The sequence below is a fragment of the Chamaesiphon polymorphus CCALA 037 genome, assembly GCF_003003845.1.
GTDB classification, from domain to species: domain Bacteria; phylum Cyanobacteriota; class Cyanobacteriia; order Cyanobacteriales; family Chamaesiphonaceae; genus Chamaesiphon; species Chamaesiphon polymorphus.
In genome coordinates, this window is record NZ_PVWO01000003.1 from 20,125 (window position 1) to 39,538 (window position 19,414).

Below are 19,414 nucleotides of genomic sequence, written 5' to 3' on the forward strand. Positions count from 1 at the left end.
ACATTTTTAAAGTCATGAGCGATCTACTCCAGCAACTTGCCAAACTCTCTCCAGAAAAGCAGCAACTCCTATTGCGGCGGCTGAAATCTAAGCAAAGTGGTAGCCAGTTACAGCCGATTCCTCAGTTAGAGAGCCAAGCTGATTACCCGCTGTCCTTTGCCCAGCAGCGGTTATGGTTTTTGCAACAGCTCGATCCTCACAGTACCAACTATCATATTCCCGGGGGATTGCGACTGCACGGAGAGTTGGATGTAGCGGCACTCCAGCAGAGTTTGCAAGCGATCGTCGATCGACATGGTAGTTTACGCGCTAATTTTGGGGCGACTGCTGAGGGTGAAGCCAGACAGTCGATCGGGATAAGTGCGCCGCCAATGCTCCAGCCGATCGATCTGCGCGATGTAGCGGCTGACGATCGATCTACCGCAGTGCAGCGTCTCACTGCCGCCATCAATGATACTCCGTTCGATCTAACGACAGATCCCTTGCTGCGGATGCAACTCGTGCAGGTGGATACAAATGAGTATCTGCTGCTATTTTGTATGCACCACATTGTCTCTGATGGTTGGTCGATGGGGATTTTAACCCAGGAGTTGGCAGCTTTATATACAGCGGCGATCGAGCAACAACCGCCAGCTTTACCAGAATTAACGATTCAATATACTGATTTTGCCCACTGGCAACGGCAACTGCTCACGGGCGAATTCCGCGAACGGCAAATGCAGTATTGGCAGCAGCAATTGAGTGGTTTGCCACCACAGTTAGAACTGCCCACAGATCGCCCTCGTCCCACCGTCCAAACCTTTGCTGGGGAACAGGTCGTGTTTTTTGGCGATCGCTCTCTGGACGAATCATTGACCAAACTCTCTCAAGAGGCGGGCACGACTCTATTTATGACGCTGTTGGCGGCGTTCCAATTGTTGCTCTATCGCTATACCAATCAAACCGATATCGCCGTCGGTAGTCCGATCGCCAATCGCAATCGACCCGAAATTGAAAACCTCATTGGTTTTTTTGTCAATACTTTGGTCATGCGGACGGACTTAAGCGGACAACCCACGTTTCGAGAGCTACTACGGCGGGTGCAATCGGTGGCATTGGGTGCCTACGAGCATCAAGACATGCCATTCGAGCTGGTGGTCGAAGCAGTCCAACCCGAACGCGATCTCAGCTACAGTCCGCTGTTTCAAGTGATGTTTGTCCTGCAAAATGCCCCTGCTGAAGAATTGCAGTTACCAAACTTGTCACTGAGTCCGATTCATAGTGTCAACAACACCGCTAAGTTCGATCTCACGCTATCCATCGATCGGGGTGAAACTGGCTTTTCCTGCGCGTGGGAATACAATACCGATTTATTCGATCGAGCGACGATCGATCGGATGAACGAGCATTTTCATCGCCTATTGGTGGCAATTGTAGACAATCCAGACTGTGCGATCGAGCAACTACAGTTTATGCCCCCCGCAGAGCTAGATCGATTAGCCCAGTTGAGCCAGAGCGATTTACCTCAGAGCGGCAACGAGCTTTGTCTCCACACCCTATTCGATCGCCAAGTCAGTTTAAATCCAGAGCGAATTGCCGTAGTCTGTGGCACCGAAAGCTTGAGCTATGCAGACCTCAACCACCGCGCCAATCGACTCGCCCACTATCTGCAATCGTTGGGCGTTGGAGCCGAAACCTTGGTCGGCATCTACATGGAACGCTCGATCGATCTCATCGTCAGCACGCTAGCTATCATCAAAGCTGGGGGTGCATACGTCCCCCTCGATCCGACTACTCCAGTCGCCCGACTGAGCTTGATGCTCGACGATACCCAATTACCGATTTTACTCACTCAAGCTGACTTGTTGGGACAACTTCCCCCCACTACCGCTACAACTATTTGTGTCGATCGTCAGCAGCAATTGTGGGCGAGTGGATCGGACAGTAATCCAACTCCCGCTATTACACCCACCAACCTAGCCTATATCATCTACACCTCTGGTTCGACTGGCATCCCTAAAGGAGTAATGATTCCCCATCAAGGGATTACTCGCTTAGTATTGGATACCAATTATGTCAGCTTAAACGCTAGCGATCGGATCGCTCAAGCTGCTAACACTGCATTTGATGCAGCGACCTTTGAAATCTGGGGAGCTTTACTTAATGGTGCCCAGCTTGTCGTAATTCCGCGCTCGGTCTTACTCGCCCCGACCGAGTTGGCGACGATGCTTAAAGAGCAGGAAATTACCACCTTATTCCTGACCCCAGCACTATTCAACCAGGTAGCCAGCTTGGTACCCACGGCATTCAGTCACCTGCGGTATTTGATTATGGGTGGGGAAGCTCTCGACCCCCATTGGGTGCGGGTAGTGCAAGCTGCTGGCGCGCCCGAACACTTACTCAATGGCTACGGGCCAACTGAGAGTACGACATTTGCGACTTATTATGAGGTCGCCCAGCTCGATCCGGCGGCGACGAATATCCCGATCGGTCGCCCATTGGCGCAGACTCAGGTGTATATCTTAGATCCCTATCTGCACCAAGTGCCTGTCGGCATAGCTGGCGAACTGCATATCGGTGGTAATGGTTTGGCACGGGGCTATTGGCAACGTCCAGAGTTAACGGCTGAGAAATTTATTCCCCATCCGTGGGGCGAGTCAGGCGATCGCCTGTACAAAACTGGTGACTTGGTGCGCTATTTACCCAGCGGCGAGATTGAATACTTAGGTCGAATCGACCAGCAGGTCAAGGTTCGCGGGTTTCGGATCGAGCTTGGCGAAATTGAAGCCGTCCTCACGCAGCATCCCGATCTGCTCCAAGCTTCGGTACAAGCGCATTCTAATCAGTCGGGACAGAAACAATTGGTGGCGTATGTCGCAGCTCCCGCTGGTATCGAACCTAGTTCGAGTCAGTTGCGGCAGTTTTTGGCAACCCGCTTGCCGGATTATATGGTGCCAGCGGTTTTTATCGTCCTGAGTGAGTTACCCTTAACGCCTAATGGCAAGGTCGATAAACGGGCTTTACCAGAGCCAGATTGGAACTCGATCGTGACGGCTAGTTATGTTGCCCCGCAGACTGAGGTAGAACGCCAACTGGCGCAAATCTGGGCGGAGGTGCTGGGATTGTCTCAGGTGGGGATGACGGATAATTTCTTTGCGATCGGTGGGGATTCGATCTTGAGCTTGCAGATCGTGGCTCGATCGAATCAAGCAGGGATTAAGATCTCACCCAAGCAACTCTTTGCCCACCAATCGATCGGCGAACTGGCACGGGTGGCAGGGACTGGTGTGACGATCGTTGCCACCCAGGGGCTGGTAACTGGTGCCGTACCACTCAGCCCGATCCAGCAGTGGTTTTTCGAGGAAGATTTACCCGATCCGCACCATTTCAATCAAGCAGTGTTACTAAAAGTGCCTGCGGATCTCTCGTCTGACTTGTTCCAACAAGTTTTGGAGGCGATCGTCTCTCACCATGATGCGCTGCGGCTACAGTTTACCCGCGATCGCGATGGCACTTGGCAACAAACCAATGCCGCGCTGGAGACTTTGCCCCAACTGCAAATTGTGGATTTGAGTGAATTGACGGGTGTAGCTCAGATTGACAAATTGACTGAAGTATGCTCTCAACAACAAGCAAGCCTGGATCTGGCGGCTGGCTGTCTGCTCCGCGCCGCACTCGTGCGGATGGGGGCAGGACAACCCCAGCGGTTGTTACTGGCGATCCATCATTTGGCTGTGGATGGAGTCTCGTGGCGAATTTTGTTGGCAGATCTTCAGACGGCTTATCACCAACTCAGTCAGGGTGAGGCAATCGCGCTACCAGCCAAAACTACGGCATGGCAACAATGGGTACAAAAATTAGCGACGGCTACTGCTGATTTTTACCCCGAATTGGCATACTGGCAAGCTATCGGCGATCGACAGTTCGAGCCGCTGCCACAGGACTATCCTGGCGATAATACCGTGGCGGCAACCGCTACTGTCTCGGTATCGCTCTCTGCCACTGCGACTCAGAATTTATTACAGCGCGTACCGACGGTATATCGCACCCAGATTAATGACTTACTGCTGGCAGCACTGGCGCAGACGATTGGGGCCTGGACAAAAGAGTCGGCAGTGCGTCTGGATTTGGAGGGACATGGGCGCGAAGAATTATTTGAAGATGTCGATATTTCCCGCACTGTGGGTTGGTTTACTACCCTCTTTCCCCTGTGTTTGGAGTTGCCATCTACCGATCGACCGGATCTGTTAATTAAAACTATTAAAGAACAATTACGGGCAATTCCCCACAAAGGTCTAGGCTACGGGGTGTTGCGCTATTTAGAGCGATCGCCGAGTTTGCAAGCGCAAGCAGCAGCCGCGATCGGCTTTAATTATCTCGGTCAATTCGATCGCGCGATCGAGGTCGAGAGTGATTTCCAACTGGCGCAAGAGTCCGCCGGAGCCGATCTCAGTCCCCAAGGACACCGTCAGCATTCGATCGAAATCGGTGCGCTGATTGCGAACGACCGACTCCAGTTCAACTGGAGCTACAGTCAAGATCGCTACGATCGCCAGACAATCGAGCAATTAGCCGATAACTTAATCGATCGTTTAGCCGCCTTAATCGACCATTGCCTCGAACCGACGGCGGGTGGTTATACCCCTTCAGATTTCCCGCTGGCGCGCTTGTCTCAGGGCGATCTCGATCGGCTCATTGGCGATCGATGGCAACAGGTGGCGGATCTCTATCCGCTATCGCCAATGCAGCAGGGGCTACTGTTCCATAGCTTATACGCTCCCGAAACAGGCGTGTATATGGTGCAAGTTCAATGCACATTACAGGGTCATCTCAACTGTGAGATCTTTAGTCGGGCATGGCAACAGGTTGTCGATCGCTATGAAATTTTCCGCACTGGCTTCATTGGGGCAGAATTGGCGACACCGCTCCAATGCGTGTTCGATCGTGTGCCATTAGTAGTCGATCGCCACGACTGGCAACAGCGAGACTGGGAGACTCAACAAGTCGAACTCGATCGACTCGTGCAACAACAGCGGCAACAGAGTTTCGATCTGGCGCAGCCGCCGCTGATGCGTCTCCAACTGGTGCAGCTTAATGTCGATACCTACGAGCTGATCTGGACTCATCATCACCTGTTATTAGATGGTTGGTCGTTACCCTTGGTGTTGAAAGAGGTGTTCGCGGCCTATCATACTTACGAACTCGGTCAGATTCCGACGATCGTTCCCACCACCCCCTACCGCAGCTATATTGCTTGGTTGCAAGCTCAAGATTTAACCGCCGCCAAGCAGTTTTGGCAAGCACAACTTGAGGGGATTACGGCTCCTACTCCCCTATTCGAGCCGATCGATCGATCGGCCTTGGGCGAGGGTTATCAACTAGCGCGGCTGCAATTATCTGTCGATGAGACAACCGCCATCCAGCAATTTATCCGTCAACATCAACTGACGGCGAACAATTTGGTGCAAGGAGCCTGGGCACTGCTGTTGAGCCGCTATAGTGGTAACGCCGATGTGGTGTTTGGGGCGACAGTTTCGGGACGACCCGCGACGTTACCTGGTGTCGAAGAAATCGTCGGTCTGTTTATCAATACCTTGCCAGTGCGGGTGTCGCTGCCGACTGATACCACGCTCTTGCCCTGGTTGCGCGCTCTACAACAGCAACAGCAGGAGATCGATCGCTACGCCTACACGCCCTTGGCAGAAGTCCAAGGCTGGAGCGAGGTACCGCGCGGGGTACAGTTGTTCGACAGTATTGTGGTGTTTGAGAATTATCCAGTGGGTGATGCCGTCCAGGGACAGCCGGAAGCGAGTGAATTACAAATTAGCAATGTCCGGTGTTTGGAGCAGACTAATTATCCGCTCAATTTAATTGCCATTCCTGGCGATGCGTTGATTCTAGACATCAACTACGATCGCAGTCGATTTACCGCAGCCACGATCGATCGGATGTTGGGTCATCTCCAGCATTTATTGCTAACCATGTTACAGGCGGGAGATTGTCCGTTACAGGATCTCGATCCGATCGATGCTCGCGAACGCCAACAGTTGCTGGCTCTGGCAATCGCTCCTACCATTGCTTATCCATTAGAGCAGAGTTTCGATCGTCTGTTTGTGCAGCAAGTCCAGCAGCAGCCCCAGGCGATCGCCTTGATTTGTGATGACCGCCAGTTAACCTATGCCGCCTTAGAAGAACAGGTAGAACGGTTGGCTGGGCACCTGTACCAATCGGGCGTTCGCGCTCATACCGTCGTCGGTCTGTGCGTGAATCGATCGATCGAGATGGCGATCGGGTTGCTAGCAATTTGGCGATCGGGTGGGGTTTATCTCCCCCTCGACCCCGAATACCCGCTCGCCCGCTTACAGTTTATGGTGAATGATGCTGGTGTCTCGGTATTAGTCGGACATCGCGATTGTTTGACTGCTGAGTTGACGAGCGATCTACCCTGTCTGTACCTAGAGGAGCTGCTGACAACGCCGCTAGCTGTTGAAGTCGCACTACCGCAAATTGCCACAACCGATCCAGCCTATCTGTTGTACACATCCGGTTCCACAGGGCAACCGAAAGGGGTATCAGTCGATCGCCAAACGCTCTTGGCTCACTGTTGCGGCATGGCCGAATATTATCAATTGCAGCCGCACGATCGAGTGCTTCAGTTTGCATCCCTCAACTTCGACCCTTCCTTAGAACAGTTGTTGCCTGCCCTAATCGCCGGAGCTGGTGTCGTATTGCGCGGCGGCTCGGTCTGGTCGGCGGCAGAATTACTCGCCCAGTTGCAAGACCACAGCGTGACTGTAGCTAACTTGCCGACTGCTTACTGGCGACAAGTGACGACCGCTTGGCAACATCTAGGAGTATCCTTGCCCAGCCAACTGCGGCTGACGATCGTCGGTGGCGAAGCTTTGCTGGTTTCGGACTTGGCTCCGTGGCAGTCGCTCCAGCATCCAGCCGCTCCAGCACCTACATTAATCAATGCCTATGGGCCAACCGAAGCCACAATTACGGCTCTAACCTTTGTCGTGCCCGATGATTTCGCTGGCGATCGGTTACCGATCGGTCGTCCGTTACCCAATCGGCGGGCTTATATCCTCGATCCGATCGGTCGGATCTGTCCGACTGGGGTACCAGGTGAATTGCATTTAGGGGGCGCGGGGCTGGCGCGCGGCTATTATCGCCAGTCCGCTCTCACGGCGGAGAAGTTTGTCAGCGACCCGTTCCAGGATGGCTCCCCAGCGCGGATGTATCGTACTGGCGATCTCGCCCGTTATTTACCAAATGGGGACATTGAATATTTGGGACGGCTCGATCGACAGGTAAAGATTCGCGGTTTTCGGGTAGAACTAGCTGAGATTGCGACAGTACTCAGCCGCCATCCCGCCATCCAAGATACCACCGTCCAGGTTTATACTCCAGCGAGCGGTCAGCAACGGCTGGTGGTCTACTATGCCAGCTACCCCACCGCGATCTCTGTCTCAGAAGCCGAACTCCAGCAATTTTTGGCAACCAGTCTCCCAGAGTACATGGTGCCCAGTCTATTTGTCCGGCTCGATCGGTTGCCCTTAACCCCTAGTGGCAAGATCGATCGTCAAGCCTTACCCGATCCCCTATTGATGTCTGAAGCCACCGCTGCGATCGTCTTACCGACTACGCCGACAGAAATTGCCTTAGCGGAGATTTGGCAAGAGGTGCTCGGACTGCCGCAAGTGAGCGCGAATGACAACTTCTTTGCGATCGGTGGCGACTCGATTCTGAGCTTGCAAATTATCGCTCGGGCCAATCAAGCCGGGATGAAATTAACCCTCAAAGAACTCTTCGCTCATCCTTCGATCGGCGATTTAGCGACAGTTGTCAGTTTCGGTGCAGCGGTGCCAGCCGAACAGGGGATCGTGACTGGTGCCGTACCGCTAACGCCCATTCAAGCCTGGTTCTTTGCCCAACCGCTGCCAGACCGACATCATTACAATCAGACGCTCCTCCTCGTCGTCCCCGCAGACTTATCTGCAACCTTACTCCAGCAGGTATTGACCGAAATCGTCCGCCATCATGATGCTCTCCGGTTACAGTTTATTGCCACCGATCGCGGCTGGGAGCAGCAGCACGCGCCTCTGAGTGACTTACCCCAACTCCAGATCGTCGATTTGAGTGAATTGACGGGGGTAGCGCAAACTGACAGATTGACCGAAATTTGCAGCCAGCACCAAGCCAGTCTGGATTTAGCAGCGGGTTGTCTTCTCCACGCCACGCTGTTTGAGATGGGCGCGGGACAACCGCAGCGATTGTTACTAGCCATTCATCACTTAGCGGTGGATGGGGTGTCGTGGCGGATTTTGTTGGCCGATCTTCAGACGGCTTATCAGCAGCTCAGTCAGGGTGAGGCGATCGCGCTCCCTGCGAAAACCACGTCGTGGCAACAGTGGGCGCAGCAACTCACCGCCGGAGCCAGTGACTTTATGGCGGAGCTAGACTACTGGCAAGCTCAAGCCCAACAGCAATCGACCTTACTACCATCCGATCGAACTGGTGAAAATTCAGTCAGCTCTACCGAGACTGTCTCGATGTCACTCTCAGCCGAGATGACTCAAGATTTACTCCAGCGCGTACCCGCAATTTATCGCACCCAGATCGACGATTTACTCTTGGCTGCGCTGACTCAAACTATCGGTGCCTGGGCTGGCACAGCGACCGTGCAGATCGACTTAGAAGGACACGGACGAGAAGAACTATTTACCGATGTGAATATTTCCCGCACCGTTGGCTGGTTCACGACGATGTTTCCGATTTATCTGACCTTGCCAGCGAATCATCGGCCAGCGTCGATCCTCAAGAGCATAAAAGAACAATTACGTCAAGTCCCCCACAAAGGGATCGGCTATGGACTGCTGCGCTATATCTGCCAAGAACTCAGGGAGATCGAGCGAGATGCCGCACCGATTAGCTTTAACTATCTGGGGCAGTTCGATCGCACCTTAGAGGATGAGAGTGATTTTCAACTAGCCGAAGAATCCGCTGGAGCGGAGCGGAGCGATCGCGGCGAGCGTCAGCACGACTTAGATGTGAGTGGTTTAATTGCTGGTGGCCGCTTGCAGATGAGCTGGAGCTATAGCCACAATCGCTACGATCGTCAGACGATCGTCGAGTTAGCCCAATCCTACATGGATAATTTGACTGCGTTTATCGCTCACTGTTTGGAGCCAAACGCTGGCGGCTATACTCCTTCAGATTTTCCGCTGGTAAACCTGACCCAGACCGAACTAGATCTGGTGGTGGGCGACAAGTGGCGACAGGTGGCGGACATTTATCCGCTCTCCCCGATGCAGCAAGGGATGTTATTTCATACGCTCTACGCTCCTGATGGGGGGATGTATGTAGAACTGGTGCAATGTACGCTCCAGGGCAATCTCGATCGCACCATCTTCGCTCAAGCTTGGCAACAGGCGATCGATCGCTATGATATTTTCCGCACTGGCTTTCTGTGGGCAGAGCTATCGACACCCTTACAAGTGGTGTACGATCGAGCTACCGTGCCGTTTGTATTTGCCGATTGGCAAGGGCAGGATCCCCAGCATCAACAACAGCAGCTTGCGGCACTGATCGATCGCGAACACCGAGGATTCGATCTCCACCAACCACCATTAATGCGGCTGCATCTGATTCAATTATCAGCCGATACCTACGAGTTCATTTGGAGTAGCCATCATTTATTGTTAGATGGTTGGTCGTTACCGCTGGTGTTTGAGGAGGTATTTGCTTCTTACCATGCTTGCGAACAGGGGCAACCCATTCAACCGATTTCCGCCCCATCCTATCGCAGCTACATCGCTTGGATCCAAGCGCAGGACATGGCAGCGGCTAAAGTCTTTTGGCAGCAGCAACTTCAGGGCATTGCCGCGCCGACTCCCTTAATCGCCCCAGTGGATCGATCGACGTTAACTAGTGGTATGGCTGCGGCCAAGCAGCATTTATCGGCAGATACAACTACGCTGCTGCAAACATTCGTGCGGCAACACCGACTCACGCTCAGTAATTTGATTCAAGGTACTTGGGCATTATTATTGAGTCGTTATAGTGGGACACCCGATGTAGTATTTGGGGTGACTGTCTCTGGCCGACCTGCAACATTACCCAATGTCGAAAAGATTGTCGGTCTGTTCATTAATACGTTGCCGATGCGCGCGACCATCCCCAGCGAGACGGCGGCTGATGAGACGATCGCCTCTTGGTTGCAAACGCTACAAACCCAACAACAAGAGATCGATCGCTATGCTTACACCGCCCTCGTCGAAATCCAGGGCTGGAGCGATGTGCCGCGAGGTGTCGCCCTGTTTGATAGTATTGTCGTTTTTGAAAATTATCCGATCGGTGCCAACGATCGAGAGCAGCCAGATAGTAATGATTTGCAGATTACTAACGTGCGGAGTATCGAGCAAACTAACTACCCACTGACGTTGACAGCGATTCCAGGTGCAGAATTAGCCTTAGAAATTAGTTACAACTGCGAACGGTTTAGCCCAGACACGATCGAGCGGATGTTGACACATTTCCAGCAGTTACTCCTGGCGATGGTAGCGGATATTCATTGTCCATTAGCTCAACTACCCTTGTTGAGTCCAGCCGAACAGCAACAGTTGCTAGCTCACGCGATCGCCCCCACCATTGATTACCCTGTGGCGGCATCTATTTCTACGCTCATTTCCCAGCAAGCCGCTCGGACACCCCAGGCAATTGCCCTGATCTGTGACGAACGACAGTTGAGCTATGCCGATCTAGAACGACAGGTACAGACTCTGGCTTGGCAACTGTCGCATCTGGGGGTCAAACCGCACGCCGTAGTAGGTTTATGTGCGAACCGATCGATCGAGCTGGTAATCGGTCTGCTGGCCATTCTCCAAGCAGGTGGCGTGTATCTGCCACTCGACCCCCAAAATCCGCTAGAGCGGCTCCAATCGCTGTGTACCGATGCGGGGGCGATCGCACTCGTCGGGCACCGCGATTGTCTGATGCCTGAGTTGGTAGTCGATTTACCTTGTCTCTACCTGGATGAGCCATTAGATCCTCACACCGCGATCGTTGCGCTGGACTCTTTACCCCAGACGGCTCCTACCGATCCAGCTTACTTGCTCTACACCTCTGGTTCGACAGGCAAACCCAAGGGCGTACTGGTCGATCATCAAGCTCTGGTCGCGCACTGTTTGGGCATTCGCGATCGCTATCAGTTAGTAGCTAGCGATCGTGTCCTGCTGTTTGCCGCATTTACCTTCGACCCTGCTCTAGAACAACTATTACCCGCTTTAATCACAGGTTGCCAGACGATCGTCCGAGGCGACAGGCTGTGGTCGGCAGTAGAATTGTGGAACCAAATCGATCGCCACGGCATCACCATTGCGGACTTGCCTACGGCTTATTGGCGACAATTAGTACCCGCTTGGCTCCAGAGCGATCGCGCCTTACCCGCCCAACTCCGCTTGACGATCGTCGGTGGTGAAGCACTCCTACCTGCGGATCTGCCAGCTTGGCAAGCATTGCAAACTGCTTCAGATCGATCGCTACCATTAATCAATGCCTATGGCCCCACAGAAACCACAATTACCGCACTGACTTATACCGTTCCGGCCAACTTTGAGGGCGAACGACTGCCAATTGGCTCGCCACTGCCCAATCGGCGGGCATATATTCTCGATCCGAGCGGTCAACTCTGTCCGATCGGCGTTCTGGGCGAACTATGTCTAGGCGGTGCCAGTCTGGCGGTCGGCTATTACCGCCAACCGACGCTCACATCTGCCCAGTTTGTCCCCGATCCGTTCGATCCCGAACCAGGAGCGCGGATGTATCGCACTGGCGATCTCGCGCGATATTTACCTGATGGTCAAATCGAGTATTGGGGACGGATCGATCGACAGGTGAAAATACGTGGCTTCCGAGTCGAATTAGCAGAAATTGAATCGTTACTGAGCGAACATCCCGCGCTGCAAGCGGTTGTACTCGATACTTACTATCCCACTCCCGGACAACAGCGGTTGGTCGCTTACTATGTCTGCCGATCGACAGATCTGGTGACGACAGCCGAGTTACAGCAATTCTTGGCCGCCAAACTGCCAGCATACATGGTGCCATCTGCCTTCATGGCGATCGATCGCTTGCCATTGACTCCCAGCGGCAAGATCGATCGTCAAGCCCTGCCGATCCCATCAGCCCTACCGGACGAACGCCGCGAGTTTGTCGCCCCCACTACCCCCACCGAGATTGCCTTGGCGCAGATTTGGGCAGCAGTGTTAGGACTGCCCCAAGTCGGTATTCATGACAACTTTTTTGCGATCGGTGGCGACTCGATTCTGAGTTTACAAATCATCGCCCGTGCCAATCAAGCCGGAATTAACCTGACCTTTAAACAGCTTTTTGCTCACCCCTCGATCGGCGAGCTAGCCCAAGTGGCTGGTATGGGTCAAATGGTACGGGCAGAACAGGGACTAGTCATCGGTGCGGTACCACTGACACCGATTCAGCAGTGGTTCTTCGCGCAAGAATTCTTAGCTCCCCACCACTACAATCAAGCCGTACTCTTAACTGTTCCGGCAGATCTAGCCACCGATTTACTCCAGCAGGCTTTAATCCACATCGTCAGTCATCACGACGCGCTGCGGCTCCAATTTACCACTGACGATCGGGGCTGGCACCAATATAATGCGCCACTGAGTGACTTACCACAACTTCAGATTGTGGATTTGAGTGACTTTAGCGAGGAAGATCGAGCCGCACAATTGACCGAACTCTGTAGTCAACAGCAGGCTAGTTTAGACTTAGGCTCTGGTTGTCTGCTCCAGGCGACATTATTTCAGATGGGTGCAGATCGTCCTCAGCGGCTGGCGATCGTCGCGCATCACTTGGTCGTTGATGGTGTCTCGTGGCGGATTTTATTAGATGACATTCAAACTGCTTACCAGCAACTCAGTCAAAATACAGCGATCTCGCTACCTGCCAAAACCACATCTTGGCAACAGTGGGCACAACAGTTAACCGCCGCCGCAGATGACTTTATTGACGAGTTAGCATACTGGCAAACCCAGGCACAGACCGACGAATCCTTACCCACCGATTACCCTGGTGAGAATACCGCGATCTCGACTGAGACAGTTTCGGTCGGACTGACACTAGAAGCCACTCAAGACCTATTGCGGCGCGTCCCTGCGGCTTATCAAACTCAAATCAATGATGTCTTGTTAGCCGCCCTAGCCCAAACAATTGCCGAGTGGACGGAGCAGTCAAAAATTCACTTCGATTTAGAAGGACACGGTCGCGAGGAGTTATTTACCGATGTGGATATCTCGCGGACGGTGGGCTGGTTTACGACGATGTTTCCCGTCTGTTTGCATCTACCCGATTTTCGAGAGCCGGGATTGCTCTTAAAAACAGTTAAAGAACAACTGCGATCGATCCCCCAGAAGGGCATTGGTTATGGATTATTGCACTATGTACGGCAAGAGCTACAACTGGGCGATCGGGCGGCGGCGCAAATTAGTTTTAACTATCTGGGGCAATTCGATCGAGTCCTCGATGGGGAAAGTGAATTCCAACTCGCTTCAGAGTCAGTGGGTTGGACGCAAGACTCGCGCGAACAACGCCAGCATCTGCTAGATATCAATGCCTTGGTGAGTTCCGGTCAGTTGCAGGTTGATTGGAGCTACAGTCATAATTTATTCGATCGACAGACGATCGAGCGATTGGCACAGGGTTTTGTGCGGAATTTGCAAGCCCTGATCGACCATTGTCTGGAACCTGCGGCTGGTGGCTACACCCCTTCAGACTTCCCCTTGACCACCTTGTCCCAAGTAGAATTAGATCGGCTGGTTGGCGATAATTGGCGACAGATTGCGGATATCTATCCCCTCTCGCCAATGCAACAAGGGATGTTGTTCCACACGGTTTACGCGCCCGAATCTGGTATGTATGTAGAGTTGGTTAATTGCACGCTGCAAGGAGATCTCAATCCAACTATCTTCCAGCAGGCTTGGCAACAGGCGATCGATCGGTATGATATTTTCCGCACTGGCTTTAGTTGGGGCGACTTGCCCGAACCGTTACAAATACTCTATCGAGAGGTCGATCTACCCTTCGCGCGGCAAGATTGGCAACAGGACACTCGATCGCAACAACTGCAAAAACTCTCGGCCCTAATCGATCGAGAACGCCAGCAAGGATTCGCGCTGGACGCGCCCCCATTAATGCGATTGCATCTGATTCAGTTGACTGCTGACACCTATGAATTTGTCTGGAGTAGTCATCATTTACTATTAGATGGTTGGTCGTTGCCGTTGGTATTCAAAGAAGTCTTTAAGGCTTACCACGCCTACGAGCAGGGTCTAGCCGGACAATTGACCCCCGCAACCCCCTATCGCAACTATATTGCTTGGTTGCAATCGCAGAATGTCGAGGCAGCTATAACCTATTGGCAGCAGCAGCTTCAGGGTATTGTCTCACCAACGCCACTAATTGCGCCGATCGATCGATCGACATTAGTCGATGGTCATAGCACGTTCAAACTACAACTACCGCAGGGAACGACAAAAATCCTCCAAGAATTCGCGCGTCAGCACCAGCTCACGCTGAGTAATCTGGTTCAAGGTGCATGGGCATTACTGTTGAGTCGCTATAGCGGCGATCGCGATGTGGTCTTTGGGGTGACTGTCTCTGGACGACCACCAACGTTGCTAGGAGTCGAAGAAATGGTGGGATTATTTATTAACACCATTCCTTGCCGCGTATCGATCGCCGATCGACAAGAGGTATTACCGTGGCTCCAAGCAATCCAAGCCCAGCAAGTAGCCAGCGAACAATACGCCTACACACCCTTAGTCAAGATTCAGGCTGCTAGCAATCTGCCCCAAAACGCCCCATTATTTGAGAGTATTGTCGTTTTTGAAAATTACCCAGTCAGCACGACTGCTAGTGGCAATGGCGATGGCGTAGAGATTGTCGCGATCGAAAGTCTCGAACAAACCAACTATCCACTTACATTGGTGGCTGTCTTAGAGTCCGAACTACTCTTAAAGATGAGCTACGACACGAGCCGATTCAGTGTACACACAGTAGAAAGAATGCTCGAACACTGTCAGCAACTGCTATCTGGCATCGTCACCCAACCAGAAATACCGATCGCGCAACTACCCCTACTCACCCCCGCCGAATTACACCAACGAGACAACTGGCAACAACCCCAGACCTACCCCAGCACCGAGTGCCTCCACCAACACTTCGAGCGCATCGCCGCCACCACACCCGAGCGCATCGCCATCAGTTGCGGTGAAGATCGCTGGACATACGCCCAATTAAACGATCGCGCCAACCAACTCGCCCATCACCTCCGGAGCATCGGCGTCACCACCGAAACCCTAGTCGGACTCTGCGTCGAACGCTCCCTCCACACCATCCTCGGCATCCTCGCCATTATTAAAGCAGGCGGAGCCTACGTCCCCCTCGACCCCGACTACCCCACCGAGCGACTCACCTTCATCGTTGAAGATGCTCACCTGAATATCATCCTCACCGCCGCCTCCAGCCGCGAGCGTTGTCCCCAACCTCACGAGCAGTTAATCTGTCTCGATCGCGACTGGGAAACGATCTCATCGCAACCCACCACCAATCCTCCCTCACAGACAACCCCAGAGCATCTGGCCTACATCATCTACACCTCCGGCTCCACCGGAGTCCCCAAAGGCGTACTCATCACCCACCACAACGTCCTGCGTCTATTTGCCAGCACCCAAGACTACTATCAGTTCACCAACTCTGATGTCTGGACGATGTTCCACTCCTACGCCTTCGACTTCTCCGTCTGGGAAATCTGGGGTGCCCTGCTCTACGGCGGTCGCCTCGTCATCGTCCCCTTCTGGATCAGTCGCTCGCCCGAAGACTTCGCCCACCTACTCCGACAAGAAGGCGTTACCGTCCTCAATCAAACCCCCTCCGCCTTCGTCCGGTTAATCCAATCCCCTGCCCTGAGTGACGAGACTACTTCACCACCAGCCTTGCGGTGGGTCATCTTTGGCGGCGAAGCACTAGATCTAGCCAGTCTCCAACCATGGTTCGAGCGCACTACTAGCGACTCAATACCACAATCAGCACAATTAGTCAACATGTACGGCATCACCGAAACCACCGTCCATGTCACCTATCGACTGATTACCCAAGCCGATGTCAATGCCGGACGCGGCAGTATCATCGGGCGACCGATTGGCGACTTACGCCTCTACATCCTCGATGCCGGACTCCAGCACCTGCCCATCGGCGTTGCAGGCGAGATCTATGTCGGTGGCGATGGGTTAGCACGAGGCTATTTACACCGCGACGAATTAACTGCCGAGCGATTTATCGCCGACCCCTTCATCCCGGGCGCACAATTGTATAAAACCGGAGATCTCGCCAAGTATCTACCCACAGGCGAATTAGAATACCTCGGTCGCAGCGACCATCAGGTCAAGATTCGCGGCTTCCGGATCGAACTTGGTGAGATTGAAACCATCTTAAGTCAGCATCCAGATCTCGTTCAAACCGTCGTGCTGGCAATAAGTAACGCTTCTGGGCAACAGCAATTAGTCGCCTACTGCGTCACCGCACCCGACATCGAACGGCAACCCAGTACCACCGAACTGCGAACATTCTTAGGCAGTCAGTTGCCCGATTATATGATTCCGGCAGCATTTGTAATGATGGCTCAGTTCCCACTGACGACTAATGGCAAACTCGATCGTAAGGCATTACCCGCACCAGACTTAAGTGCCGAATTAGCTACCAGTTACGTAGCTCCACAAACCGAACTGGAGCGACAATTAGCCGCAATCTGGGCGGATGTCTTAGGTCTAGAGCGGGTGGGACGAGAGGATAACTTCTTTGCTATTGGTGGCGACTCGATTCTGAGTCTGCAAATCATCGCTCGTGCCAATCAAGCGGGAATTCAACTGACACCCAAGCAACTGTTTACCTATCAGTCGATCTCGACGCTAGCACAGGTAGCGGGAACGGGAACGGCAATTACGGCGGAACAGGGTATCGTTACGGGGAACGTGCCGCTGACACCGATTCAGCAGTGGTTCTTAGCTCAAGAGTTACCGCACCCAGAGCATTTCAATCTAAGTATGTTGTTAATGGTGCCTCAAGAGCTGGATGCGGGATATCTGCAACAGGTGTTGACGGCATTGGTGAGTCATCATGATGCGCTGCGATTGGCAGTGACACCAAGCCAGGAGCAGGGTTGGCAACAATACCAGGCGGGGATGGGCGAGCTACCGCAGCTATCTGTCGTCGATTTGGGACAGTTATCAGTCCAGGAACAGACGGAGCGATTGACAGAGCTTTGCAGTCAACAGCAAGCGAGTTTGGACTTGGGAGTTGGTTGTCTGTTGAGTGCGACGCTGTTTGGCATGGGTGAGGGACAACCACAACGGTTGTTGCTGGTGGTGCATCATTTAGCGGTGGATGCGGTGTCGTGGCGGATTTTACTCGACGATCTGCAATTGGCTTACGAGCAGGTTAGTAGTGGTACACCAATCCGATTGCCAGCGAAGACGACTTCGTGGCGACAGTGGTCGCAGCAGTTGGCTGGGGCGGATTTTGGTGGGGAACTAGCTTATTGGCAGGGGCAAGCAGCCCAACAGGGTGCGAGTTTACCGCAGGATCTGCACGGGGAGAATACGGTGGGGTCGATGGCGACTGTTTCGGTGTCACTGGATGCGACGGTGACGGAGGAGTTGTTGCGACGGGTACCAGCGGCGTATCGGACGCAGATTAACGATCTGTTGTTGGCGGCGGTGGCGCAAACGATTGGGAACTGGACGGGCGAACAGCGAGTAGTGGTGGATTTGGAGGGACACGGACGGGAGGAGTTATTTGAGGATGTGGATATCTCGCGGACGGTGGGCTGGTTCACGACGCTGTTTCCGGTGTGTTTGCAGTTGCCGGATGAGGATTGCCCTCGGACGTTGATTCAGACGGTCAAGGAGCAATTGCGACAGATTCCCCAGAAGGGAATTGGGTATGGAATCTTGCGGTATTTGGCGGCTGATGAGTTGTTGAGTAGCCACCATCCAGCACCGATTGTCTTTAATTATCTCGGTCAAATCGATCGCTCTTTTAATGTTGAAGGTGAATTCCAACTGGCAGATGAGTCGGCGGGAGCAACGCAAAACCTCGAAGGGCAGCGACATCACACGATCGATATCAATGCCACGATCGTTGATGGTCAGTTGCAAGTGGATTGGAGTTACAGTACTAACTTGCACCAGCATTCGACGATCGAGTCTTTAGCCCAGCAATATCTGGCTAACTTAACCTCGCTGGTGGAGCATTGTCTGGAGCCAAACGCTGGCGGTTATACTCCTTCAGATTTCCCGCTGGCGCGACTGACTCAATCGACTCTCGATCGGATTGTGGGTGAAGATTGGCGCGAAGTAATCGATATCTATCCGCTCTCGCCGATGCAGCAGGGGATGCTGTTCCACAGTCTTTATGCTCCCGATTCGGGGGTCTACATGGAGGTGTTCCACTGTACGTTGCAGGGTCATCTCGATCTCCCCACTTTTTGTCAAGCTTGGCAACGGGTTATCGATCGCTATGATGTGTTCCGGACTGGTTTTATTTGGACTGATGTCGCGGAGCCGCTCCAATATGTCCGCAAACATGTATCCTTGCCATTTACTTACTACGATTGGCAAGAACTAGATCCCCAGCAACAACAGCACCAAATTAGCGACCTGCTAGCATCCGAACAACAGGGCTTCGATCTGACTCAGCCACCGTTGATGCGCCTCACGCTGGTTCGACTTACGCCCGATCGATATGAATTAATTTGGACGCATCATCACCTCTTGCTAGATGGCTGGTCGCTCCCACTGGTGTTTAAGGAAGTATTTGCCGATGTCACAGATACCGTTGTGCCGACGACCCCTTATCGTAACTACATTGCGTGGTTGCAAGCGCAAGATTTAGCCTCAGCTAAATCATTTTGGCAAGCACAACTCCAAGGCATCACCGCCCCGACACCCTTGCTGGCACTACCCATGCAGTCAGCGGCTGATGGCTACCAGACCTTGGAACGTCGTCTAGCACCAGCACATACGGCGATCGTGCAAGAGTTTGCACGGCAGCACCATTTGACCATCAATAATCTGATTCAAGGCGTTTGGGCATTGCTCTTGAGTCGTTATAGCGGCGAACGCGATGTGGTATTTGGGGTCACTGTTTCCGGTCGCCCCCCAGCTTTACCAGGTGTAGAAGAGATTGTCGGCTTGTTCATCAATACCTTGCCGATGCGCGTTACCGTCGCCGACGACTTAGCAGTTGTGCCGTGGTTGCAAACCCTCCAAGCCCAGCAGCAGGAGATCGATCGGTATTCTTATACCCCACTGATTGAGATTCAAGGCTGGAGTGATGTGCCCCGCAGTGAAAA

1 protein-coding gene is annotated in these 19,414 nt (G+C 53.1%); it reads left to right on the forward strand.

The genetic code is table 11. The features are described 5' to 3' along the window. Positions 1–14 precede the first annotated feature (14 nt). Positions 15–19,414, forward strand: a 19,400-nt coding sequence (locus tag C7B77_RS00435) for a non-ribosomal peptide synthetase (RefSeq protein WP_106299350.1), incomplete at its 3' end; no start/stop codon positions are given.